Source organism: Variovorax sp. P4_B10 (assembly GCF_056402375.1).
Genome location: NZ_JBFUHN010000017.1, coordinates 21,459 through 42,888, shown reverse-complemented (window position 1 = coordinate 42,888; position 21,430 = coordinate 21,459). Strand labels below are relative to the sequence as shown.

28 protein-coding genes are annotated in these 21,430 nt (G+C 66.1%); 3 read left to right on the top strand and 25 right to left on the bottom strand.

Annotation, left to right across the window (positions count from 1 at the left end; all coding sequences use genetic code 11):
- Position 1: 1 nt before the first annotated feature.
- From tatC to AC1DXX_RS10795, 9 genes are all read right to left on the bottom strand, one after another.
- Positions 2-811, bottom strand: coding sequence for a twin-arginine translocase subunit TatC (gene tatC / locus AC1DXX_RS10835; RefSeq protein WP_478134188.1), 810 nt, complete (start codon positions 809-811; stop codon positions 2-4).
- Between the two features lie 66 nt (positions 812-877).
- Complete coding sequence (tatB, locus tag AC1DXX_RS10830; protein ID WP_478134187.1) at positions 878-1,336, bottom strand: Sec-independent protein translocase protein TatB; 459 nt, start codon at positions 1,334-1,336, stop codon at positions 878-880.
- Positions 1,337-1,349: 13 nt separating this feature from the next.
- The gene (gene tatA / locus AC1DXX_RS10825) at positions 1,350-1,598 is read right to left on the bottom strand and encodes a Sec-independent protein translocase subunit TatA (RefSeq protein WP_478134186.1); all 249 of its coding nucleotides are present in this window, start codon (positions 1,596-1,598) and stop codon (positions 1,350-1,352) included.
- Between the two features lie 65 nt (positions 1,599-1,663).
- Complete coding sequence (locus tag AC1DXX_RS10820) at positions 1,664-2,023, bottom strand: histidine triad nucleotide-binding protein (RefSeq protein WP_478134185.1); 360 nt, start codon at positions 2,021-2,023, stop codon at positions 1,664-1,666.
- Positions 2,013-2,402 (bottom strand): DUF4870 family protein, encoded by a 390-nt coding sequence (locus tag AC1DXX_RS10815; RefSeq protein WP_478134184.1) that lies wholly within the window; start codon positions 2,400-2,402, stop codon positions 2,013-2,015. Before AC1DXX_RS10815 ends, AC1DXX_RS10820 begins: the two co-directional genes overlap by 11 nt.
- Positions 2,403-2,413: 11 nt before the next feature.
- Positions 2,414-2,794 (bottom strand): phosphoribosyl-ATP diphosphatase, encoded by a 381-nt coding sequence (locus AC1DXX_RS10810; protein ID WP_478134183.1) that lies wholly within the window; start codon positions 2,792-2,794, stop codon positions 2,414-2,416.
- A complete protein-coding gene (hisI, locus tag AC1DXX_RS10805) occupies positions 2,791-3,180 on the bottom strand; it encodes a phosphoribosyl-AMP cyclohydrolase (RefSeq protein WP_478134182.1) in 390 nt (129 codons plus the stop codon). The genes AC1DXX_RS10810 and hisI overlap by 4 nt, the downstream gene beginning before the upstream one ends.
- Positions 3,181-3,211: 31 nt before the next feature.
- The gene (gene hisF / locus AC1DXX_RS10800; RefSeq protein WP_478134181.1) at positions 3,212-3,997 is read right to left on the bottom strand and encodes an imidazole glycerol phosphate synthase subunit HisF; all 786 of its coding nucleotides are present in this window, start codon (positions 3,995-3,997) and stop codon (positions 3,212-3,214) included.
- A gap of 20 nt (positions 3,998-4,017) precedes the next feature.
- On the bottom strand, positions 4,018-4,854 hold the full coding sequence (locus AC1DXX_RS10795; RefSeq protein ID WP_478134180.1) for a D-hexose-6-phosphate mutarotase: 837 nt from the start codon (positions 4,852-4,854) through the stop codon (positions 4,018-4,020).
- Between the two features lie 169 nt (positions 4,855-5,023).
- Here AC1DXX_RS10795 and AC1DXX_RS10790 point away from each other — a divergent pair, with 169 nt between their 5' ends.
- Entirely contained in the window at positions 5,024-6,331 is a 1,308-nt protein-coding gene (locus AC1DXX_RS10790; RefSeq protein ID WP_478134179.1) for a dicarboxylate/amino acid:cation symporter, read from the top strand.
- 8 nt (positions 6,332-6,339) lie between these two features.
- Positions 6,340-7,263 carry an amino acid ABC transporter substrate-binding protein gene (locus AC1DXX_RS10785; RefSeq protein WP_478134178.1) on the top strand — a complete coding sequence of 308 codons (924 nt, stop codon included), beginning with the start codon at positions 6,340-6,342 and terminating at the stop codon, positions 7,261-7,263.
- 39 nt (positions 7,264-7,302) lie between these two features.
- Here the strand turns inward: AC1DXX_RS10785 and AC1DXX_RS10780 are convergent, their stop codons facing one another.
- The 14 genes from AC1DXX_RS10780 to AC1DXX_RS10715 form a co-directional block, all read right to left on the bottom strand.
- Positions 7,303-8,475, bottom strand: a complete 1,173-nt coding sequence (locus AC1DXX_RS10780) for an AAA family ATPase (RefSeq protein WP_478134177.1) — start codon at positions 8,473-8,475, stop codon at positions 7,303-7,305.
- An 18-nt stretch (positions 8,476-8,493) separates the two neighbouring features.
- A complete protein-coding gene (gene hisA, locus AC1DXX_RS10775) occupies positions 8,494-9,237 on the bottom strand; it encodes a 1-(5-phosphoribosyl)-5-[(5-phosphoribosylamino)methylideneamino]imidazole-4-carboxamide isomerase (protein WP_478134176.1) in 744 nt (247 codons plus the stop codon).
- A gap of 63 nt (positions 9,238-9,300) precedes the next feature.
- Positions 9,301-9,957, bottom strand: coding sequence for an imidazole glycerol phosphate synthase subunit HisH (gene hisH, locus AC1DXX_RS10770; RefSeq protein ID WP_478134175.1), 657 nt, complete (start codon positions 9,955-9,957; stop codon positions 9,301-9,303).
- A 19-nt stretch (positions 9,958-9,976) separates the two neighbouring features.
- Positions 9,977-10,594, bottom strand: coding sequence for an imidazoleglycerol-phosphate dehydratase HisB (gene hisB, locus AC1DXX_RS10765; protein ID WP_478134174.1), 618 nt, complete (start codon positions 10,592-10,594; stop codon positions 9,977-9,979).
- Positions 10,591-11,682, bottom strand: coding sequence for a histidinol-phosphate transaminase (hisC, locus tag AC1DXX_RS10760; protein WP_478134173.1), 1,092 nt, complete (start codon positions 11,680-11,682; stop codon positions 10,591-10,593). Before hisC ends, hisB begins: the two co-directional genes overlap by 4 nt.
- The gene (locus tag AC1DXX_RS10755; RefSeq protein WP_478134172.1) at positions 11,679-12,050 is read right to left on the bottom strand and encodes a hypothetical protein; all 372 of its coding nucleotides are present in this window, start codon (positions 12,048-12,050) and stop codon (positions 11,679-11,681) included. The genes hisC and AC1DXX_RS10755 overlap by 4 nt, the downstream gene beginning before the upstream one ends.
- A 4-nt stretch (positions 12,051-12,054) precedes the next feature.
- Complete coding sequence (locus tag AC1DXX_RS10750) at positions 12,055-12,873, bottom strand: hypothetical protein (RefSeq protein ID WP_478134171.1); 819 nt, start codon at positions 12,871-12,873, stop codon at positions 12,055-12,057.
- A gap of 38 nt (positions 12,874-12,911) precedes the next feature.
- On the bottom strand, positions 12,912-14,234 hold the full coding sequence (gene hisD, locus AC1DXX_RS10745) for a histidinol dehydrogenase (RefSeq protein WP_478134170.1): 1,323 nt from the start codon (positions 14,232-14,234) through the stop codon (positions 12,912-12,914).
- Between the two features lie 37 nt (positions 14,235-14,271).
- The gene (locus AC1DXX_RS10740; protein ID WP_478134169.1) at positions 14,272-14,682 is read right to left on the bottom strand and encodes a hypothetical protein; all 411 of its coding nucleotides are present in this window, start codon (positions 14,680-14,682) and stop codon (positions 14,272-14,274) included.
- Positions 14,683-14,690: 8 nt separating this feature from the next.
- A complete protein-coding gene (gene hisG, locus AC1DXX_RS10735; RefSeq protein WP_478134168.1) occupies positions 14,691-15,332 on the bottom strand; it encodes an ATP phosphoribosyltransferase in 642 nt (213 codons plus the stop codon).
- Positions 15,329-16,618 (bottom strand): UDP-N-acetylglucosamine 1-carboxyvinyltransferase, encoded by a 1,290-nt coding sequence (gene murA, locus AC1DXX_RS10730; RefSeq protein WP_478134167.1) that lies wholly within the window; start codon positions 16,616-16,618, stop codon positions 15,329-15,331. The genes hisG and murA overlap by 4 nt, the downstream gene beginning before the upstream one ends.
- A 50-nt stretch (positions 16,619-16,668) precedes the next feature.
- Positions 16,669-16,911, bottom strand: a complete 243-nt coding sequence (locus tag AC1DXX_RS10725) for a BolA family protein (RefSeq protein ID WP_478134166.1) — start codon at positions 16,909-16,911, stop codon at positions 16,669-16,671.
- A gap of 19 nt (positions 16,912-16,930) precedes the next feature.
- Complete coding sequence (locus AC1DXX_RS10720) at positions 16,931-17,695, bottom strand: ABC transporter permease (RefSeq protein ID WP_478134165.1); 765 nt, start codon at positions 17,693-17,695, stop codon at positions 16,931-16,933.
- 82 nt (positions 17,696-17,777) lie between these two features.
- Entirely contained in the window at positions 17,778-18,725 is a 948-nt protein-coding gene (locus tag AC1DXX_RS10715; RefSeq protein WP_478134164.1) for an ABC transporter ATP-binding protein, read from the bottom strand.
- Positions 18,726-19,117: 392 nt separating this feature from the next.
- Between AC1DXX_RS10715 and AC1DXX_RS10710 the strand changes: the two genes are divergently transcribed.
- A complete protein-coding gene (locus AC1DXX_RS10710) occupies positions 19,118-20,476 on the top strand; it encodes a serine hydrolase domain-containing protein (protein ID WP_478134163.1) in 1,359 nt (452 codons plus the stop codon).
- Between the two features lie 4 nt (positions 20,477-20,480).
- Here the strand turns inward: AC1DXX_RS10710 and AC1DXX_RS10705 are convergent, their stop codons facing one another.
- Together AC1DXX_RS10705 and AC1DXX_RS10700 are read right to left on the bottom strand one after the other, a co-directional pair.
- A complete protein-coding gene (locus tag AC1DXX_RS10705; protein ID WP_478134162.1) occupies positions 20,481-20,756 on the bottom strand; it encodes an STAS domain-containing protein in 276 nt (91 codons plus the stop codon).
- A 12-nt stretch (positions 20,757-20,768) separates the two neighbouring features.
- The gene (locus AC1DXX_RS10700; RefSeq protein ID WP_478134161.1) at positions 20,769-21,425 is read right to left on the bottom strand and encodes an MlaC/ttg2D family ABC transporter substrate-binding protein; all 657 of its coding nucleotides are present in this window, start codon (positions 21,423-21,425) and stop codon (positions 20,769-20,771) included.
- Between the last annotated feature and the right edge of the window lie 5 nt (positions 21,426-21,430).

Below are 21,430 nucleotides of genomic sequence, written 5' to 3'. Positions count from 1 at the left end.
ATCAGGAAGACGCCGAGGAATCGGCGTTTTCTTCTTCTGGCTTCTTGCTGCCCTGCGCGAAATAGCGCGCACCGATGATGCCCACTTCGTACAGCAGGCACATCGGCACGGCCAGCGCCAGCTGCGACACCACGTCGGGCGGCGTGAGCACCGCGGCCACCACAAAGGCCACCACGATGAAGTAGCCACGGAACGACTTCAGCTTCTCGATGGTCACCATCTCGAAGCGCACCAGCAGCATCACGACGATCGGCACCTGGAAGGCGACGCCGAACGCGATGTAGAGCGACAGGATGGCCTCGACGTACGACGAGATGTCCGGTGTGGCCGCCACGGCGGCCGGCGTGAACTTCTGGATGAAGCTGAACATCTTGTCCAGCACGAAGAACTGCACGAAGGCGATGCCCGCATAGGCCAGCAGGCTACCGAAGAAGATCAGCGGCAGGGCAAAGCGCTTCTCGTGGCTGTAGAGCCCCGGCGCAACGAACATCCAGGCCTGGTACATGAGCCACGGCAGCGCCAGCAGCACGGCCGTCATCATGAGCACCTTGAGCGGCACGAAGAATGGGGAGAACACGCCGATGGCGATGAGCTTGGCGTCCGGTGGCATGTGCGCACGGATCGGCATCGCGATCAGGTCGATCAGTCCGCCCGGACCGGGCCAGATGGCCAGCAGGATGCCCGCGATCGCCAGGCCGTAGACGCAGTAGAGCAAGCGGTCGCGCAGCTCGACCAGGTGCTGCACGAACGGCTGCTCGGTGCCCGCCAGCTCGTCTTCTTTGTCTTTGTTCTTGTCGTCGGAATCGGCCATTGGGAAAGGAAAGAGCGTGGCTCCGGCCGGCGTGCGGCAAGCGAGAAACGCGGGGGTGTTGAAGCGCTAGTTGATCTTGTGGGGGCGGAAGCGGGCAACCCGCGCCGCACCCGACAGCGCCTTGGTACGCACGCCGTTGCGCGCCTTGTACCACTGTGGCGTGGCGCCCTGCTTCAGGCGCCAGTTCTTGCGGGGGTGCTTGTATTCGGGCACCGGAGCTTCGGGCTCGGCCAGCGCGGAAAGTGTTTCGCCCGATCCGGAGAACTGCTTCTCGAACTCGCTCGCGCCGGTGTGGATGCTGTGCTCGACGTCGCGCGCCGCATCCTCGACCGTGGTCTTCATCTTGCGAAGCTCGTCGAGCTCCATCGAACGATTGACTTCGGCCTTGACGTCGTTCACATAGCGCTGCGCCTTGCCGAGCAGGGTGCCGACCGTGCGGGCCACGCGCGGCAGCTTTTCCGGTCCGATGACGATCAGCGCCACGACGCCGATCAGCGCCAGCTTCTCAATGCCGAGGTCGAGCACGTGCGGTCCGCGCTCAGGACTTCTGACGCGCTTCGACGTCGATCGTCGACTTGTCGCTGTTGGCCGGCTGGCCGGTCACTTGCGCTGCGGGGGCCGACGAGGCGGCGGAGGCATCGGTGGTGCTGCCGTCCTTCATGCCGTCCTTGAAGCCCTTCACGGCGCCACCAAGGTCGGAACCCATGTTCCGCAGCTTCTTGGTGCCGAAGATCATGACCACGACGAGCAGCACGATCAGCCAGTGCCAGATAGAAAAAGAACCCATAGAAGACTCCTAAGAATGTGTCCGATTTTAGTCGGGCGGAATGTGACAGTTTGGCTTAATGCGATTCAACCGCGAAGCCAGGGACGGGGCCCGCCCATGACATGGACATGGAGATGGTGAACCTCCTGCCCGCCCTCGGTGCCGGTGTTGACGAGGATGCGGTAGCCGCCGTCCGGATAGGGCCTGCAGCCCTGCTCCAGCGCCAGCTTCGGCGCCAGGGTCATGATCTTGCCCATCAACGCGGTGTCCTCGGGCGTGAGCTGCGCCATCGAGGCGATGTGCTTCTTGGGCACCAGCATGAAATGCACCGGCGCCCAGGGCGCGATGTCGTGAAAACCGAACAGGTCGTCGTCCTCGTAGACCTTGCGCGAAGGAATCTTGCCTTCGATGATTTTGCAGAAGACGCAGTTCGGATCAGATGACATCTTTGGGTTCCATGGGACGGCTGTCGTTCATGCGGATCATGCCTTTCACGATCCGGTACAGGAACCACAGCGAAATCAGGCTCCAGGCGATCCAGCCGGGCACGAAAAGCAGCAGCCAGAGCCACGAAGTGACGATGTACAGCAGGCCGGCCCAGAGCACCGAGCGAATGCGCCAGCTGTAGTGCGTGGCCTGCCAGGTGCCGGCCGCGTCGTCGCGCTTCACGAAATCGATCACCAGGGCCACGAGCAGCAGGACGATGGACGCCTGCGCCCCCGGCACGACAGCGCCGATGGCGACGATCAGATGCAGGATGTAGCTGACCCAGCCCCAGGTCTTGAGCGAGTCGTCGGGTTCCACGTTCACGATGTCGTTGGCCATGAGATGTCCTTTCAATCGTTGCTTGCCTCGCGGGCCTGCACCTTGCGCAGGGCTTTTTCCTCGATGCCGCTGGTGCCTTCGCGGCGCTCGAGCTCCGCAACGACTTCGGCGGGCGAGAAACCGTAGTGGGCGAGCGCCACCATGGTGTGGAACCACAGGTCGGCCACTTCGTTCACTATCTTCGAGCGGTCGCCGCCGTGGTCGGCATCCTTGGCGGCCATCACGACCTCGGTGGCTTCCTCGCCGATCTTCTTGAGGAAGGCGTCGGGGCCCTTGTGCAGCAGGCGCGCGACGTAGCTCTTCTCGGGATCGCCGCCTTGCGCGGGCAGGCGGCTTTCGATGACCGCAGCCAGGCGTGCGAGGGCGTCGGAGGTGTTCACAATGGCCGTCATTTGTAGATTGACTCCGGGTCTTTCAAGACCGGCTCGACCACGGTCCACTGGCCCTTCTCGTATTTGCTGAAGAAACAGCTGTGGCGGCCGGTGTGGCAGGCGATGCCGGGCTCGTGGCCGAGTTGGGTGACCTTGAGCAGCACCACGTCGTTGTCGCAGTCGAGGCGGATCTCGTGCACCGTCTGCACATGGCCCGACTCCTCGCCCTTGAACCACAGCTTGTTGCGCGAGCGGCTGAAATACACGGCGCGGCCCAGCTTGGCGGTCTTTTCGAGCGCCTCGCGGTTCATCCAGGCGAACATCAGCACGTCGTTGCTGCCTTGTTCCTGCGCGATCACGGGCACCAGGCCGTTCGCGTCCCATTTCACTTCATCGAGCCAGTTCATCGGGATATTGTCGGGGATAGGCAAAGACCCCTCAGCGGTCGATTCGCACCGGGATACCCCGTGCGGCCATGCGGGCTTTCGCCTCGCCCACGGTGTGTTCGCCGTAGTGGAAGATGCTGGCGGCCAGCACCGCATCGGCGCCGCCGGTCTGGATGCCGTCGGCCAGGTCGTCGAGGCTGCCGACGCCGCCCGAGGCGATCACCGGCACGTTGACGGCGTCGCTCACCGCGCGGGTGAGTTCAAGGTCGAAGCCGCTCTTGGTGCCGTCGCGGTCCATGCTGGTGAGCAGGATTTCGCCGGCGCCGCGGCGCACCATCTCGGTTGCCCATTCCACGGCGTCGAGGCCGGTGTTCTTGCGGCCGCCGTGGCTGTACACGTCCCAGCCCGGGCCGCGCGTGGCAGCTTCTTCGGGGCTGCGGCGCTTGGCATCGATGGCCACCACGATGCATTGCGAACCGTACTTCTGCGAGGCGTCGTTGATCACCTGCGGATTGGCGATGGCCGCCGAATTGAAGCTGGTCTTGTCGGCGCCCGCATTGAGCAGCCGGCGCACATCGGCCACGGTGCGCACGCCGCCGCCGACCGTCAGCGGAATGAAGACCTGCGAGGCCACCGCCTCGATGATCGGCAGGATCAGGTCGCGCCCATCGCTGGTGGCGGTGATGTCGAGGAAAGTGAGCTCGTCGGCCCCCTGCGCGTTGTAGCGCGCCGCGATCTCGACCGGATCGCCGGCATCGCGCAGTTCGAGGAAGTTGACGCCCTTGACGACGCGGCCGCCGGTGACGTCGAGGCAGGGAATGATGCGTTTGGCAAGCATGGGAATGGACCGGAAGGAAATCAGAGGACGTTGAGCTGTTGCCAGCACTGCCATTGGGCGCCGGGCGCCAGCAGCACTTGTTCGTCGATGCGGGCCGCTTCGACGCAGAGCATGTGGCGGTAGCCGTCGGCCGGCATGTCGGGCAGCGTAGCGCAGAGCGCCGCGCCCGGGTTCCAGACCACGGTTTCGGTACAGCTCGCGCTTTGGGTGATTTCGAGCGTACCGCTTGGCTGCACCAGGCGCAGCGGTTTCGCCGGAGCGGCGTAGACGCTGTCGAATTCGGCGTTGAACCGCAATGCGGCCGACATCTCCACATGGCGGTCGTTGCGCAGCGAATCCCAGCGGTTGGCACCCTGCAGGCCTTCGAGGCGCACATCGGCGATGTCGTCGACGCGCAGGTAGGAGTGCAGCGCCGCGGCAAAGGTCCAGGGTGCGTGGTCGATGTTGGCCAGCGTGAGCGCAATGCGCAGCTGGCCGGGCGCCAGCGTCGCTTCGAGGCGTGCCTCAAAAGCGTGCGGCCAGAGTGCCCGGGTGGCCTCGTTGTCGCGCAGCCTGAACGCCACGGTGCCGGCCGCGGTGCGGGAGGCCTGCGGCTCCCAAGGCAAATTGCGCATGAATCCATGCTTGGGCAACATGCCGCGCATGTTGAACTGGGGGCAGCAAATCGGCACACCGGCCCGGATCGCGGTCTTCCCGTCGAACACCGCGCGCGGGCTGACGAAGAACCGCTCCACCCCGTCAGACGTGCTCCAGGAGAGCACTTGTGCGCCATGCAGCGCCACGGTCAGGGTGCTTCCGTCGGCGCCGATGGCACGGACTGCGGGCTGGCCACGAAACTCGATCGGGGTGATTTCCATGTGAGGAATTGTAGGCAGCGCCCATGTCATGGCACGGAATTGGCATTGGGAGCCATTGCGTGCCCGGGGCCTTCTTGGATACCCTGTCGCTGCTTGCATCGGGGGACAACGTGCAAGTCGGTCCCGTGCCCTCGAAAAAAATCACTCACACACGACAAAGGGGATACGCATGAAGAAGAAGCTGCCGATGGCCGCCTGGATCCTGATTGCCATGGTGCTCGGCATCATCGTTGGCTACATGATCTTCACGAGCTTTCCGGACAAGAAGGCCGCGAAAGAAATCGCGGACTATGTTTCCATCATCTCGGACGTGTTCCTGCGCCTGATCAAGATGCTGATCGGGCCGCTGGTGTTCTCCACACTGGTGGTGGGCATCGCGCACATGGGCGACGCCAAGGCGGTGGGCCGCGTGTTCGGCAAGGCGATCGGCTGGTTCCTCACCGCCTCGCTGATCTCGCTGGTCATCGGGCTGGTCATGGCCAATCTGCTCAAGCCCGGCGAGAACCTCGGCCTGCCGCTGCCCGACATCGGCGCCTCGGCCAACCTGGCCACCTCCAAGTTCACGCTGAAAGACTTCGTGAGCCACACGGTGCCCAAGTCGTTCGTCGAGGCCATGGCCAACAACGAGATCCTGCAGATCGTGGTGTTCTCGATGTTCTTCGGCGTTGCGCTCGCCTCGCTCGGCGACAAGGCCAAGACGCTGGTGGCGGCCATCGAGGAACTCTCGCACGCCATGCTCAAGATCACGGGCTACGTGATGAAACTCGCGCCGCTGGCCGTGCTGGCCGCAATGGCTGCCACGGTGGCGGTGAACGGCCTGAGCATCCTGCTGAAGTTCGCGGTGTTCATGGGCGACTTCTACCTCGGCCTGTTCGTGCTGTGGAGCGTGCTGATCCTGGCGGGCTTCCTGTTCCTCGGGCCACGCGTGTTCAAGCTGCTGGTGCTCATCAAGGAAGCCTTCCTGCTGTCCTTCGCCACGGCCAGCTCCGAAGCGGCCTACCCGAAGATCCTGCAGGCGCTCGACCGTTTCGGCGTGAAGCGCAAGATCTCCAGCTTCGTGATGCCGATGGGCTACTCGTTCAACCTCGACGGCTCGATGATGTACTGCACCTTTGCCGTGCTCTTCATCGCGCAGGCCTACAACATCCACATGCCGCTCAGCACGCAGATCACGATGCTGCTGATCCTGATGCTCACTTCCAAGGGCATGGCCGGCGTGCCGCGCGCCTCGCTGGTGGTGATTGCCGCCACGCTGAACCACTTCGACATTCCCGAGGCCGGCCTGCTGCTGATCCTGGGCGTGGACACCTTCCTCGACATGGGCCGTTCGGCCACCAACGCGGTAGGCAACTCCATCGCCACCGCCGTGGTGGCCAAGTGGGAGGGCGAGCTGATGTCCGAGAGCGATGCCGAGGTCAACGCCCGGGCGATCGACGAAGAAGCCGCCGCCACCCTCGCCCATCCCGCCCACGCGTGAGGCGCGCCATGAAGCCCAAGGCCACGCTGTCGGTTTTCCTTGCCGGACTGCTGGCGGCTGCCGTGCTCGCCACGGCAGCACCGGCGCAGGCGCAGGAGCAACAGGCCCCCACGGCGCTCACCGGCACCCTCGCCAAGGCCCGCGAAACGGGCGCCATCACCATCGGCTACCGCGAGTCGTCGGTGCCGTTCTCGTACCTCAGCGCGCGCAAGGAGCCGATCGGCTATTCGATCGAGCTCTGCCGCGCGTTGGTGACGGCCATCGAGGACGCGGTGAACAAGAGCCTCACGATCAAGTGGGCGCCCGTGACCTCCGACTCGCGCATCGATGCGGTCGTGAACGGCCAGGTCGACCTGGAGTGCGGCTCGACCACCAACAACCTCGAGCGCCAGAAGCGCGTGAGCTTCTCGCCGACGATGTTCGTCTCGGGCACCAAGGTGCTGGTGAAGAGGGGCTCGCCGATCAAGTCGTTCCGCGACCTCGCCGGCAGGAAGGTGGCGGTGACGGCCGGCACGACCAACGAGAAGACACTGCGCGAGCTCTCGGAGAAGTTCAAGCTCGGCATCGACCTGCAGGTGGCGCGCGACCACGCGGAATCGTTCGGACTCGTGAAGAGCGGGCAGGCCGATGCGTTCGCCACCGACGACGTGCTGCTCTACGGGCTGATCGCGCGGGACGCCGCCAAGGCCGAGTACGAGGTGGTCGGCGACTTCCTCTCCTACGACCCCTACGGGATCATGTACCGCAAGGGCGATCCGCAACTGGCCAAGGTGATCAACGACACCTTCCAGGTGCTGGCGGAAGACGGCGAGATCCACCGGCAGTACAAGCGCTGGTTCATGCGCAAGCTGCCGACGGGGGAGAGCATCAACCTGCCGATGAGCGAGCAGCTGGAAACGATCATCCAGACGATGTCGGTGAAGGCTGAATAGAACTTTGCGGACGCCAAAAGCCGGGGGCCGACAAGCAGCTCACCGCGCTGGCCACTCCCAGCGCGGGATTTCGCTCATGTCGAGATTCGCGATGCGCGTCTCGCCGAACTGCTTTTCGAGCACCACTTGTTGCAGGCCTTCGCTGTCGTCCAACGCGGCGATCAGGCGCGCCGCGTGCGACACCACGATCACCTGCGACTGCCGCGCCGCCTGCGCGATGAGACGGCCGAGGGCCGGCAGCAGGTCGGGGTGCAGGCTGGTCTCGGGCTCGTTGAGCACCAGCAGCGCGGGCGGACGGGGCGTCAGCAGCGCCGCAATCCACAACAGGTAGCGCAGGGTGCCGTCCGAGAGTTCCGCCGCCGTCAAGGACCGCAGAAGGCCGTGCTGGTGCATCAGCGTCTGGAAGCGGTCGCCCTCCACGCCGACTTCGATGCGGGCGCCCGGAAAGGCGTCGTCCACCGCACGATCGAGCGCCTCGCCGTCCCCGATCTCGCGGATGGTCTGCAGCGCCGCGGCCAGGTCGGCGCCGTCGTTGGCGAGCACGGGCGTGTAGGTGCCCAGTTGCGGCTGGCGCGCCGGCGCTTCGGCGTCGGAACGGAAGTGGTCGTAGAAGCGCCAGGAGCGCATCTGCTCGCGCAGCGTGAGCATCTCGGGTGCGTCGCGAGGGTCGGCGTGCTCCGTCATCATGCTGGCGAAGGCCGGAATCGGCCGGCCGACGGCCTGCCAGCTCTTCCCTTCACGCAGGCGAAGCGCCGCGCCCTTGCGGTCGACCAGTTGCGTCGAGGGCCGCAGCAGCGGGCCGCTCCAGATCGCTTCGTGCTTGATCTGGGGGTCGCGCGAGAAGGCTGTCGACGGAATCGGCGGCGGCAGGCCGATGTCGATGGCGTAGCCGAAATCTTCCGCCTCGGCCCCGGCGAACCCCAGTTTCAGCGCGACCGGCTCGCTGCGCGTGGTGCCCTGTACCGGCACGTCGCCGCGCAGCATCGCCGCCGAGAAGCGCTCGGGCCCAGCCCAGAGCGTGGAAGACAACCCGCCCTCGCGCACCAGCGAGCGGATCACCCCACCGTTGGCAATGTCGGCCAGCAGCCGCATCGCGCGGTAGACGCTCGACTTGCCGCTGCCGTTGGCCCCGGTGACCACCGTGAGGCGGCCGAGCGGCACCGTCAGCTGGCGCAGCGAGCGGTAGTTGGCAATGGCGAGCGCGGAAAGCACGCGCTGCGGGGGAAAGCGTCAGGCGCCGGCCAGTTCGTCCGCGCGCGCTTGCGCGGCGGCGAAGTCGAGGTCGCCGGAGTAGATGGCGCGTCCGCAGATCACGCCCTCGACGCCGTCGGACTCGACCGCGCACAGCATGTCGATATCGCGCATGTTGGACAGACCGCCCGAGGCGATCACCGGAATGGTCAGCGCCTGCGCCAGCTTGACTGTGGCCTCGATGTTGATGCCCGAGAGCATGCCGTCGCGGCCGATGTCGGTGTAGATGATCGACTCGACGCCGTAGTCCTCGAACTTCTTGCCGAGGTCGGCCACCTCGTGGCCCGTGAGCTTGCTCCAGCCATCGGTGGCGACCTTGCCGTCCTTGGCGTCGAGGCCCACGATGATGTGGCCGCCGAAGGCGCTGCAGGCGTCCTTCAGGAAGCCCGGGTTCTTGACCGCGGCGGTGCCGATGATCACGTAGCGCAGTCCGTCGTCGATGTAGCGCTCGATGGTGTCGAGGTCGCGGATACCGCCGCCGAGCTGCACCGGAATATCGTCGCCCACTTCCTGCAGGATGGCCTTGATCGCCGCGTGGTTCTGCGGCTTGCCGGCAAAGGCGCCATTCAGATCGACCAGGTGCAGCCGGCGCGCGCCGGCCTCGACCCATTTGCGGGCCATGGCGGCGGGGTCTTCGCTGAAGATGGTGGACTGGTCCATGTCGCCCTGTTTGAGGCGAACGCAGTGGCCGTCTTTGAGATCAATGGCGGGAATGAGGAGCATGGAAGTGACGCGAGTGTGCGGAATCCGGGCAGAGGAAGGTTCGGCCCGGTCGGAAATATAAGGTCAGGGATTCCAGTGGAGGAAATTTCGGTAGAGCTGCAACCCATGGTCCGCACTCTTCTCCGGGTGGAACTGGGTGGCAAAAATGTTATCGCGTGCGATGGCTGCGGTAAAGCTCGCGCCGTAATCAGCTTCGCCCACGCTGTGCCGGGCGTCGGCCGGCCGCGCATAGAAGCTGTGCACGAAGTAGAAATAGCTCAGGTCGGGAACGCCCGCCCACACCGCATGCGGCTGGGCCTGGCGCACCTGGTTCCAGCCCATCTGGGGCACCTTGAAGCGGCTGCCGTCGGGCTGCAGCCGCCCCGCGAGTTCGAACTTGACGACCTCGCCGGGGATGAGGCCCAGGCCATCGGTCGGGCCTTCGTCGCTGCGCGACAGCAGCATCTGCATGCCGACGCAGACGCCGAAGAGCGGCTTGCTGGCGGCCGCCTCGAGCACCGACTCCTGCAGGCCGGAGTCGCGCAGCTCGCGCATGCAGTCGGGCATGGCGCCCTGCCCCGGCAGCACCACGCGGGTGGCCTTGCGCACCACCTCCGGGTCGGAAGTGACGAAGACCTGCACACCGACCTGATCGGCCGCATGCTGCACAGCCTGCGAGACGGAGCGCAGGTTGCCCATGCCGTAGTCGACGACCGCGACGGTATTTGCTACAGATTTCATAGCTGTTCGCTGGAGGATTTCAGAGCGAACCCTTGGTCGATGGAATGACGCCGGCGGAGCGCGGATCGAGCTCGAGCGCGCCGCGCATCGCACGGGCGAAGGCCTTGAACACGGTCTCGCACTGGTGGTGCGCGTTCACGCCCTTGAGGTTGTCGATGTGCAGCGTGACGAAGGCGTGGTTCACGAAGCCCTGGAAGAACTCGTAGGTGAGCTGGCTGTCGAAGGTGCCGATCATGCCGCTGGTGAAGGGCACGTGCATGACCAGACCTGGACGGCCCGAAAAATCGATGACCACGCGGCTCAGCGCTTCGTCGAGCGGCACGTAGGCATGCCCATAACGTCTGATGCCCTTTTTGTCGCCGATGGCCTTGGCCACGGCCTGGCCCAGCGTGATGCCCACGTCTTCCACCGTGTGATGGCCATCGATGTGCAGGTCGCCCTGGCAGTCGATGTCGAGGTCGATCAGTCCGTGGCGCGCGATCTGGTCGAGCATGTGGTCGAAGAAACCGATGCCGGTGGACAGCTTCGCCTTGCCGGTGCCGTCGAGGTTGACGCTGACGGTGATCTTGGTCTCGGCGGTGTTGCGGGTGACCGATGCGGTGCGATCGGCACCGTACTGGGTGGTGGGGGTGGTCATAGTGAGGCTTCGAGTGCCGCGAGCATCTGCGCATTCTCGTCGGCCGTTCCGACGGTGAGGCGCAGGCAATTTGCCAGCAGTACGTGCATTTTAGAAACGTTCTTCACCAGAACACCGCGCGCCTTCATGCCCTCAAAGGTCTTGGCGGCATCGGGCACGCGCAAAAGGATCATGTTGGCGTCGCTGGGCCAGGTCTTGACGCCCGGCAGCCGGCCCAGGCCCATCATCAGGCGGTGGCGCTCCTCGCGGATCTGCCGCGCCTGGGCTTCGAACACCTCGACGTGCTCCAACGCGAACAACGCGCACTCGCAGTTGAGCGCGCTGATGTTGTAGGGCGGGCGCACCTTGTCGATCTCGGCGATCAGCGCGGCCGGCCCCATGAGGTAGCCCAGGCGGATGCCCGCCAGGCCGAACTTGCTGAGCGTGCGCATCAGCAGCACATGGCCGTGCTTCGCGAGGCGGTCGATGTAGCTGCGGGCGGCGAAGGGCTGGTAGGCCTCGTCGATCACCACCAGGCCGCCCTGCGCGCCCTGGGCCTCGACGATCCTCTCGACGACGGCGTCGTCCCAGAGATTGGCGGTCGGGTTGTTCGGATAGGCCAGGTAAACGATGGCGGGCTTCTCGCGCGCGATGGCGGCGAGCATGGCGGCCTCGTCCAGCTCGAAATCGGCCGTCAGCGGCACGCCGACGAAACGCAGGCCCTGCAGCTTGGCGCTCATCGCGTACATCACGAAACCGGGCACGGGGGCCAGCACGGTGGCCCCGGGCAGGTTGCAGGCCATGGCCAACAGCGAAATCAGCTCGTCCGAGCCGTTGCCCAGCATCAGCTCGAAGCCTTCCGGCATCTGCGCATGGGCGGCCAGCGCGCGCCGCAGGTMGGCGCCGCGGTCGCCCGGGTAGCGGTTGAGTGCCAGCGCGCCGAGCCGCGCGCCGAGCTTGGCCTGCAGCGCGGGTGGCAGGCCGAAGGGGTTCTCCATGGCGTCGAGCTTGACAAAGCCGCGTGCGTCCTGCACCGCGTAGCCGTGCATGGACCGTACGTCGGCACGGATGCGGTCGAACGGCGGGGGGGCGGAGTCGGAGGTGTTCATCGGGTGCAGCGGTAGCTGTTTCTGAGGGCGCCGGACATGACCAGTTGCACGGGCATGTCGGCTTCGTAACTGTCGGCGTTGCGGGTCAGCTCGGTCTGGTAGAGCGAACGGGCCATCGAGGGCTCGAGGCGGCGGCCCTCGACGCAGAAGCTGGGCTTCTGGCCGTTGCGCTGCGACGACTCGACGCCTTCGCGCAGGCCTTCGAGCACGCCGACAAGGTAATAGCTGGCGTAGGCCTTGCCGTCCTTCTCGTTGGTTTCGAGTGCGCGCAACTCGCGGATGCTCATCGCCTGCGCACCGGCACCGGCCGCCAGTGCGAGCAACAGCACCGGCAGGCGCGGCAGCAGCAGGACGGCGGCACGGCTCATGGCGTCACTTGCGGTAGCGCGGCGGCGGCGCGTACGAGCCGTCGGCCGGGAAAGCGTTGGGCTGCGGCGGCGTGGCGTCGCGGCGCGGGCGGCGCGGTGCCTCGGGCTGCTCGAGCTCGAACAATGCGGTGCCGATCACGCCGATGTTGCGCACGTCGCCGGCCTCGGTGTTCGCCGCATAGGCGCGGCCCGGTGCGGCGAAGCGGAAAGCCGCGACCTCGCTCTGGCTCTTGCGGAAGCCTTCGATGTCGAGTGTCTGCTGCGGGCGCAGCACATAACCGCCGTTGCGCAGGCTGCCGGGCTTGCCGTTCAGCACGTCGAGGCCGTCGACCGTGGCGATCACCTCGTAGCTGCGGTCGCTGAGGTTGCGAAAGCGCAGCGTGTAGCGCGCGCCTTCGATGCCGGCAAGACGGAACATGTCGTTGCTGCGGCGCGCCCGCTGCAGCGGCAGGGGGCGGTCGCTCTCGTCGAGCACCGACCATTCGACATCGCCCTGGGCCAGTTGCAGGTTGAGCCGGCGCTCGGGGTTGCTGCCCGCATCGCGGCGCACGCTGGCTGCGTCGTTGTAGCCCAGCGAGGCCACTTCGTCGGGCTGCGGGGACAGCCGCTTGGCGGCGACCGTGCGGGTCTTCGATTCGATGCCTTCGCCCCATTGCGTGCCGAGCTGTGCCGGTGCTGGCGCGGCAGGCGCGGCGGCGCTGGGCGTTGCGGCCAGCTCGTTGCGCACCTGCGGCATCTGGGTACAGGCGGCCAGCAAGGCCGCGCCTGCAACGAGGCCCGTGGCGAACTTGAACAGCCGCGAACGATAGAGACGGTGAATCATCTGGATAGCTCCTCCCGGAAACGGGTTTTTGTAGAGCCTCAGATCTTACGCAGGCGCATGCGGGCGGCTTCAGCGTGCGCCTGCAAGCCTTCTCCTTCGGCCAGCGTGACGGCGATGGGGCCGAGCACCTGGGCGCCGGCTTCGCTGACTTCGATCAGGCTCGAGCGCTTCTGGAAGTCGTAGACGCCCAGCGGGCTCGAGAAGCGCGCCGTGCCGCTGGTCGGCAGCACGTGGTTCGGGCCGGCGCAGTAGTCGCCCAGGCTCTCGCTGGTGAAGGCGCCGAGGAAGATCGCGCCGGCGTGGCGCAACAGCGGCTCCCACCGCTGCGGCTCGCTGCTGCTGACTTCCAAGTGCTCGGGCGCGATGCGGTTGCTGATCTCGCAGGCCTCTTCCATGCTCTTCGTGTGGATCAGCGCGCCGCGGCCATTGAGCGAGGCCGCGATGATTTCGGCACGCGGCATGGTGGGCAGCAGGCGGTCGATTTCCGCCTGCACGCGGTCGATGTAGGCCGCGTCGGGGCACAGCAGGATGCTTTGCGCCAACTCGTCGTGCTCGGCCTGGCTGAACAGGTCCATCGCCACCCACTCGGGCGGCGTGCTGCCGTCGGCCAGCACGAGGATCTCGCTCGGACCCGCGATCATGTCGATGCCCACGGTGCCGAACACGCGGCGCTTGGCGGCCGCCACGTAGGCGTTGCCGGGGCCGGTGATCTTGTCGACCGCGGGGATGGTGGCGGTGCCGTAGGCCAGCGCGGCCACGGCCTGCGCGCCGCCGATGGTGAAGCCGCGCGTCACGCCGGCCACGTAGGCGGCGGCGAGCACGAGCGGGTTCTTCTCGCCCTTGGGCGTCGGCACGACCATGATGATTTCGGCCACGCCGGCAACGTGCGCGGGAATGGCGTTCATCAGCACGCTCGACGGATAGGCGGCCTTGCCGCCTGGCACGTAGATGCCGACGCGGTCGAGCGGCGTGACCTTCTGGCCGAGCAGCGTGCCATCGGCATCGCGGTAGCTCCAGCTCTCGCCGCTCGCCTTCTTCTGGGCCTCATGGTAGCTGCGCACGCGTCGGGCCGCAGCTCCGAGCGCGTCGCGCTGCGCAGCGGGCAGCGACTCGAAGGCGGCCTTCAGCTCGGCCTGCGTGAGTTCGAGTTCGGGCAGCGTGGCGACACCCAGCTTGTCGAAGCGGTTGGTGTACTCCAGCACCGCCTCGTCACCGCGCTTTTGCACATCGGCCAGGATGTCGGCCACCACTTTCTCGATCGCCGCGTCCGCATCCGCGGACCAATGCAGCCGCGCCTTGAATTCAGCGTCGAAGCTGGCTGAAGTCGTGGAGAGACGGGCGGGGGCTGCTTTCAGTTTCATCGTATGTATCGAGAAAAATATCCAACGGGACGGATGCTCATTCGAGGTCACTTGAAAGACGCGACGGCTTGTTGGCCAACGTGCCTCGAATTTTGACGGTCGCTTCCAAAGCTCGGGCCGAGGCCCAGACGGCGAAAGCTGCGATTAATGCGCCCGCACCGCTGACGCGACCGCCGGCTGCCATGCCATAACCGGCAAAGATCAGGGTTCCGAGCGCAAGTACCAGGGCAATGGTCGCGGCAACGCGGCTGTGGAAGCGGGCAATGCCGAACGCGCAGGCGGCATTCAGCGCGGCATCCACCAATCCGAGCTTGTCGCCGATCAGCGCCGAAATGGCTTGCAGCGCCGCAATGATCCAGAGCGCCTTGGAGGCGTCCCTGATCATCTCGACTGCCGCGTAGTGGCTGTCGAGTCTAGAAAAAAAGCCCCTCTTGTTCTCTTCGGACACGGCGTTCCTCAAGACTCAGGAATGGCGGATGCAAACGCGTCGATGATGCGGCGGATCGGCTCGCGCTTGAGCTTGAGCGCGGCCTGGTTGACCACGAGGCGCGCGCTGATGTCCATGATGCGTTCCACCTCGACCAGGTGGTTGGCCTTGAGCGTGTTGCCGGTGGAGACCAGGTCGACGATGGCGTCGGCCAGGCCGGTGAGCGGCGCGAGCTCCATGCTGCCGTAGAGCTTGATCAGGTCGACGTGCACGCCCTTGGTGGCGAAGAAATCGCGCGAGAGGCCGACGTACTTGGTCGCCACGCGCAGGCGCGAGCCCTGCTTCACGGCCGACGCGTAGTCGTAGTCGGCGCGCACCGCCACGCTGAGGCGGCAGGCCGCGATGCGCAGGTCCAGCGGCTGGTAGAGACCCTGGTTGCCGTGCTCGAGCAGCACGTCGAGGCCGGTCACGCCGAGGTCGGCGCCGCCGTACTGCACATAGGTGGGCACGTCGGACGCGCGCACCAGCACCACCCGCACGTCGGGCCGGGTGGTGTCGAGGATCAGCTTGCGCGATTTCTCGGGGTCTTCGGTGACCTCGATGCCGGCCGCGGCCAGCAGGGGCATCGTCTCTTCGAAGATGCGGCCCTTGGAGAGCGCCAGGGTGATCATGCGGCGGCTCCCGAAACCCGTTCGATGTCCGCGCCCAGGCCGCGCAGCTTGGCTTCCATGCGGTCGTAGCCGCGGTCGAGGTGGTAGATGCGGTCGACCAGCGTCTCGCCCTCGGCCACGAGGCCGGCGATCACGAGACTGGCCGAGGCGCGCAGGTCGGTGGCCATCACGGTGGCGCCCGAGAGCTGGGTCACGCCCTCGACCATCGCCACCTTGCCCTCGACATGGATGGTGGCGCCCAGGCGCACCATCTCGTTCACATGCATGAAGCGGTTCTCGAAGATGGTCTCGGTGACCATCGACGCGCCGCGCGCGATCACGTTCAGGGCCATGAACTGGGCCTGCATGTCGGTCGGAAAGCCAGGGTACTCGGTGGTGCTGAAGCTCTGCGCCTTGAGATGCTCGCAGGCCGGGGCCCTGGAGCTGATGCGCACGCCGCCCTCTTCCGGCGCGACCGTGCAGCCGGCATCGCGCAGCTTGTCGATCACGGCGTCCATGTGGTCGGCGCGGGCGTGGCGCAGGAACACGTCGCCGCCCGTGGCCGCGACGGCGCAGAGGAAGGTGCCGGCCTCGATGCGGTCGGCCACCACGGCGTGCTCGCAGCCGTGCAGCTTCTCGACGCCCTGGATGCGGATGTGGCTGGTGCCGTGGCCTTCGATCTTCGCGCCCATGCGGATCAGCATTTCGGCGAGGTCGACGATCTCGGGCTCCTGCGCAGCGTTTTCGAGCAGCGTCTCGCCCTCGGCCAGTGCGGCGGCCATGAGGAAGTTCTCGGTGCCGGTGACGGTGACCATGTCGGTCAGGATGCGCGCGCCCTTCAGGCGGGTGCGGCCCGCCGGCAGGCTGGCGATCATGTAGCCGTGCTCGACCACGATCTCGGCGCCCATGGCCTGCAGGCCCTTGATGTGCTGGTCGACCGGCCGCGAGCCGATGGCGCAGCCGCCTGGCAGTGAAACCTTGGCATGGCCGAAGCGCGCCAGCAGCGGGCCCAGGGCCAGCACGGAGGCACGCATGGTCTTCACCAGTTCGTAGGGCGCCTCGGGGTTGGCGAGGTCGCCGGCATGGAGCTGCACCGTGCCGTTGTGGTCGCGCTCGGCCGCGACGCCCATGTTGCGCACCAGCTTGAGCATGGTCGACACGTCCTGCAGGCGCGGCACGTTGTGCAGCGTCACGGGCTGGTCGGTCAGCAGCGCGGCGCACAGCTCGGGCAGCGCGGCGTTCTTGGCGCCGGAAATGAGTACCTCGCCGCGAAGCTGGCGCCCGCCGCGAATCAGAAGTTTGTCCATCGAGGATCCAGCGAAATTGGGTGGCCCAAAGCGAACAAGGGGCCGAAAAGTTACTTTTCCACCGCCGCCCATTCGGCCGGCGTGTAGGTTTTCATCGAGAGCGCATGCACTTCGTCGGTATGCATTTTCGCACCGAGGGTGGCGTAGACCCGCTGGTGGCGCTGAATGGCCCGCTTGCCCTCGAATTCGGCCGAGACGATGGTGGCGTACCAATGTCGGCCATCTCCCTCGAGCGAGATGTGCTCGCAGGGGAGGTGGGCAACGATGATGGCTTGGAGTTCTTCAGCGGTCATGGGGTCTGGAAAGAGGCTTTCAGCCTCGGATTTTGTAGCCGATACGCAGCAGATGGACGGCGACGGCACTCACCACCAGCCAGGCGGTGCCGACGATGCCCAGGCTGAGCCAGGGCGAGGCGTCGCTCACGCCGAAGAAACCGTAGCGGAAGCCGTCGATCATGTAGAAGAACGGATTCAGGTGGCTCACCGTCTGCCAGAACGGCGGCAGCGAGCCGATCGAATAGAACACCCCCGACAGGAAGGTCATGGGCATGATCAGGAAATTCTGGAACACGGCCATCTGGTCGAACTTCTCGGCCCAGAGACCGGCGATGAGGCCCAGCGTGCCCAGCATGGCCGCGCCCAGCAGCGCGAACACGACGATCCAGACCGGCGCCACGAAATTGGGCATCGCGAAGAAGATGGTGACCACGAACACCCCGAGCCCCACGGCCAGCCCGCGGATGATCGACGAGCCCACATAGGCGAAGAACCAGCCCCAGTGCGACAGCGGCGTGAGCAGCACGAACACCAGGTTGCCCATGATCTTGCTCTGGATGATCGACGACGAGCTGTTGGCGAAGGCGTTCTGCAACACGCTCATCATCACGAGCCCCGGCACCAGGAAGGCCGTGTAGCCGACCGTGCCGTAGACCTTCACATGGTCTTCGAGCACATGGCCGAACACCATGAGGTACAGCAACGCGGTGAGCACCGGCGCGCCGACGGTCTGGAAGCCGACCTTCCAGAAGCGCAGCGTCTCCTTGTAGAGCAGCGCGCGCCAACCGGTAACGGCCATCATAGGGCCCCCTTGCTCGGCACTGCGTGTCCTCGCGTCCCCCCGAGGGGGAGCTTCGCTTGCTTGGGGCGGCCCGGCGCGGCGCTCATCTTGCGACCTCCAACGGGGTCTGTTCGCCCGCCATCAGGTCGATGAACACGTCTTCGAGATCGGCCTTGCGCATTTCCACGTCTTCCACCGCCACGCCAGCTTCGCGGATGGCGGCCAGCAGTTGTTCGACTTCGTGGGCGTTCTGCGCCGGCAGCTGCACGATGCGCCCGGTGATGCGCGCATGCTGGGCAATGGCCCAGGGCAGCATCGCGTCGGTCTTGAAGCGCAGCACGTTGCTGGCGGCCGACTTCAGCAGCTCGCTGGTGCGGTCGAGTGCGATCACCCTGCCCTGCTTGAGCATCGCGATGCGGCTGCAGAGCGCCTCGGCTTCTTCGAGATAGTGGGTGGTGAGCAGCACCGTGCTGCCCTGCTTGTTGAGCCTGGCGACGAACTGCCAGAGCGTCTGGCGCAGCTCGACGTCGACGCCGGCCGTGGGCTCGTCGAGCACGATCACCGGCGGCTTGTGCACCAGCGCCTGGGCCACCAGCACGCGGCGCTTCATGCCGCCCGAGAGCTGGCGCATGTTGGCCTCGGCCTTGTCGGACAGGCCGAGGCTGTGCAGCAGTTCGTCGATCCAGCCGTCGTTGTTCTTGATGCCGAAGTAGCCCGACTGGATGCGCAGCGACTCGCGCACGTTGAAGAAAGGGTCGAACACCAGCTCCTGCGGCACGATGCCGAGCTGGCGGCGCGCCTGGGCGTAGTCGCGCTGCACATCGAAGCCGTGGACGCTGATGGCACCGGCCGTCGGCCGCGACAGGCCCGCCAGCATGCTGATCAGGGTGGTCTTGCCCGCGCCGTTGGGGCCGAGCAGGCCGAAGAACTCGCCCGGCTCGATCTGGAAGCTGACCTCGTCGACTGCGCGCAAGCCTTGTTTGCCTTGGGCTTTCTGCTGTCTGGAGGGAGGGTAGGTCTTGGAGACCGATTGGAATGAGATCGCGGGCATGGGAGCCTTCGATTTTACGGGCGATGGGTTTTTCAGCGCTGTGCAGGGGTGAACGCAGGGTCCGGTCGCCCTAGGCATCGGTCCGGACTTCACCCACAATCCCGCCGGTATTGCGGTTTGCACGTCGCAACCGCCCACCGCGAGGAACGCCCATGAAGTGTTTGATCCGCAGCCCCCTCTCAACTGTCACCGCCCTGCTCCTGGCGATGGTGCTGACCGCTTGCGGGGGCGGAGGGGGCGGGGGCGGAGGGGGTGGTATCGGCCTTGGCGTTGGCATTGGCACAGGGGGTGGCACCGCCCAACCTTGCACCGCATCTTCCAGTTCGGCCCAGCTGCCGGCCCGCGAGGCGCTCATTGCACGCGCCAAGTGCCTCGAACTGAATACGCCTTACGTGCCGCCACCCGGTGATGTGCTGGAGCACAACACGTCCGGGTACGCCAAGGCGATGTGCTCGGCGGTATTCATCACCGGACTCGATCCTGTTGTCGCCGCCGAAACCATCGGGTACTTCACAGGGCCGTACGAGCAGCGCAAGAAGGTGGGCACACCGGTGGTCGACCGCGTCAAGAAAGAGGTCCGCATCACGATACCCAACGGCGGTCCGACGCTGGTGGCGCGCCACTTCGGTTCGCAGGGTTGCATCACGCTGCCGCCCGGCAAGGACGATGTTCTCTTCACACCCGTCAATGTCAAGAGCGCGCTGGCCGACCCCGCGACCGTTCCCTGGCCCATGGGGGATGTGCTGCCGAACGACCCGCCGCCCGCCGGCGTCGACATGACCAAGGTGACCCAGGCCATCGACGCCGCCTTCGAAACAACGGAGGCCTACACCGCGGCCTTCGTGGTCACGCACAAGGGGCGGCTCATCGGAGAGCGCTACATGAACGGCATCGGCACGACAACGCCGCTCGAATCATGGTCGATGGGCAAGAGCGTCGTGGCCACGATGATGGGCGTGCTGATCAAGCAGGGCGCGTACAAGCTCGACCAGCCCGCGCCGATTCCCGAGTGGCAAGGTGCCGGCGACGGCCGGCAGCAGATCCGCATTGCCGACATCCTGCGCATGTCCAGCGGGCTGCGCATCAAGGCACCGGACGATCCGGACTTCGATCCCAACGGCACCTACCCCGATCACATCTACTACTACACGGGCCGGATCAACGCGTTCAACTACGCCGCGACCCGGCCGCAGCAATGGCCGCCCAACACGGTGGGCCGCTACCGCAACACCGATCCGGTGCTTGCCAATTACCTGGTCCGCCTCGCGGTCGAGAAGCGCGGTGAGGAGTACCTCTCGTTCCCGCAGCGCGCCATCTTTGACAAGATCGGCATCCGCTCCATGGTGATCGAGACCGACCCCTACGGCAACTTCCTCACGCAAGGCTACGACTTCATGTCGGCCCGCGATTGGGCCCGACTGGCCAATCTCTACCTGCAGGACGGCGTGTGGAACGGCGAACGCATTCTTCCCGACGGGTTCGTCAATTTCGTGAGCACGGTCGCACCCGCCTGGGCCGCAGACCAGCGCCCCATCTACGGGGGATTCTTCTGGATCAATGGAACGGGGGCGCTGGCGGTGCCGACGACGGCCTACTACATGCTCGGCGCAGGGGGGCAGTTCGTGCTCGTGATTCCGTCGCACGATCTCGTCGTCGTGCGCATCGGCCACTCCAAGGGAGAGCGATTCGCGACCTCGACCCTGAACAAGGCGCTCACGCTGCTGACCGCAGCAGTGCCACGCACGCGCTAGGGTGTCAGGGTGCTGCGGGCAGCAGACCCGCCACCCCGTACAGCGCGGCCAGCTCGCGCAGACGCGGCGAGAGTCCCTTGACTGCAAAACCGCGGCCCAGCGCGCTGGACTCGCGGCGGCATTCGAGCAGCACCGCCAACGCCGACGAATCGAACTGGGCCAGCGCGGTGGCGTCGACCACCGTGGATGACGAATCGGCCTGGCCCTTCAACCCCTGCTGCAGCATGCGCATGCAGGCGGGGGCCTCGTCGTGGGTGAGCTTGGTGGGCAGGACCAGCATGGCGTTGCCCGGTCAGCCCTTGCCGTTGTTCTTGTTGCGAGCGGCCAGCGCGGCGATCAGGCCATCGATGCCGCGGGCATTGATCTCTTGCGAGAACTGGGTGCGGTAGGTATCGACCAGCCAGACGCCCAGCACGTTGAGGTTGTAGACCTTCCAGCCTGCCCCCTGGCCGGGTGTCTTTTCGAGACGGTAGTCGAGCTGCACGGGATCGCCGCGGCCCTGGATCTCGGTGCGAACCAGCACTTCCTTGTCATCGGCCGAGCCGCGGAACGGGCGCACCGTGACGGTCTGGTCGACCACCTGGTCGAGCGCGCCGGCATAGGTGCGCACCAGCAGCGCCTTGAATTCTTCCTGCAGGCGCTTCTGCTGCTCGGGCGTGGCCTGGCGCCAGGCCGGACCGACCGCAGAGGCCGTCATGCGCTGGAAATTGACGTTGGGCATGATCTTGCTGTCGACCAGCAGCATGATCTTGTTGACATCGCCCGCCTTGATGGAGGAGTCGGCCTTGATCGTTTCGAGCACGTCGGTCGACAGGCGCTTCACGAGGGCGTCGGGCGCCTCGTCGGCAGCGTAGGCGGGCCGGACGAAAGCGACAGCGGCGCCAAACAGCAAGGCACCGGCCAAAGCCAGGCGGCCCACATCGCGTCGTTGCAAGATCTTGTTGTTCATGGAGA

Bases quoted from the DNA above. Each gene is read 5' to 3' on its own strand.
- tatC (WP_478134188.1), bottom strand. From the start codon at position 811: ATGGCCGATTCCGACGACAAGAACAAAGACAAAGAAGACGAGCTGGCG.
- tatA (WP_478134186.1), bottom strand. From the start codon at position 1,598: ATGGGTTCTTTTTCTATCTGGCACTGGCTGATCGTGCTGCTCGTCGTG.
- AC1DXX_RS10820 (WP_478134185.1), bottom strand. From the start codon at position 2,023: ATGTCATCTGATCCGAACTGCGTCTTCTGCAAAATCATCGAAGGCAAG.
- AC1DXX_RS10815 (WP_478134184.1), bottom strand. From the start codon at position 2,402: ATGGCCAACGACATCGTGAACGTGGAACCCGACGACTCGCTCAAGACC.
- AC1DXX_RS10810 (WP_478134183.1), bottom strand. From the start codon at position 2,794: ATGACGGCCATTGTGAACACCTCCGACGCCCTCGCACGCCTGGCTGCG.
- hisI (WP_478134182.1), bottom strand. From the start codon at position 3,180: ATGAACTGGCTCGATGAAGTGAAATGGGACGCGAACGGCCTGGTGCCC.
- hisF (WP_478134181.1), bottom strand. From the start codon at position 3,997: ATGCTTGCCAAACGCATCATTCCCTGCCTCGACGTCACCGGCGGCCGC.
- AC1DXX_RS10795 (WP_478134180.1), bottom strand. From the start codon at position 4,854: ATGGAAATCACCCCGATCGAGTTTCGTGGCCAGCCCGCAGTCCGTGCC.
- AC1DXX_RS10790 (WP_478134179.1), top strand. From the start codon at position 5,024: ATGAAGAAGAAGCTGCCGATGGCCGCCTGGATCCTGATTGCCATGGTG.
- AC1DXX_RS10785 (WP_478134178.1), top strand. From the start codon at position 6,340: ATGAAGCCCAAGGCCACGCTGTCGGTTTTCCTTGCCGGACTGCTGGCG.
- hisA (WP_478134176.1), bottom strand. From the start codon at position 9,237: ATGCTCCTCATTCCCGCCATTGATCTCAAAGACGGCCACTGCGTTCGC.
- hisH (WP_478134175.1), bottom strand. From the start codon at position 9,957: ATGAAATCTGTAGCAAATACCGTCGCGGTCGTCGACTACGGCATGGGC.
- hisB (WP_478134174.1), bottom strand. From the start codon at position 10,594: ATGACCACCCCCACCACCCAGTACGGTGCCGATCGCACCGCATCGGTC.
- AC1DXX_RS10755 (WP_478134172.1), bottom strand. From the start codon at position 12,050: ATGAGCCGTGCCGCCGTCCTGCTGCTGCCGCGCCTGCCGGTGCTGTTG.
- AC1DXX_RS10750 (WP_478134171.1), bottom strand. From the start codon at position 12,873: ATGATTCACCGTCTCTATCGTTCGCGGCTGTTCAAGTTCGCCACGGGC.
- hisD (WP_478134170.1), bottom strand. From the start codon at position 14,234: ATGAAACTGAAAGCAGCCCCCGCCCGTCTCTCCACGACTTCAGCCAGC.
- hisG (WP_478134168.1), bottom strand. From the start codon at position 15,332: ATGATCACCCTGGCGCTCTCCAAGGGCCGCATCTTCGAAGAGACGATG.
- murA (WP_478134167.1), bottom strand. From the start codon at position 16,618: ATGGACAAACTTCTGATTCGCGGCGGGCGCCAGCTTCGCGGCGAGGTA.
- AC1DXX_RS10725 (WP_478134166.1), bottom strand. From the start codon at position 16,911: ATGACCGCTGAAGAACTCCAAGCCATCATCGTTGCCCACCTCCCCTGC.
- AC1DXX_RS10720 (WP_478134165.1), bottom strand. From the start codon at position 17,695: ATGATGGCCGTTACCGGTTGGCGCGCGCTGCTCTACAAGGAGACGCTG.
- AC1DXX_RS10715 (WP_478134164.1), bottom strand. From the start codon at position 18,725: ATGCCCGCGATCTCATTCCAATCGGTCTCCAAGACCTACCCTCCCTCC.
- AC1DXX_RS10705 (WP_478134162.1), bottom strand. From the start codon at position 20,756: ATGCTGGTCCTGCCCACCAAGCTCACCCACGACGAGGCCCCCGCCTGC.
- AC1DXX_RS10700 (WP_478134161.1), bottom strand. From the start codon at position 21,425: ATGAACAACAAGATCTTGCAACGACGCGATGTGGGCCGCCTGGCTTTG.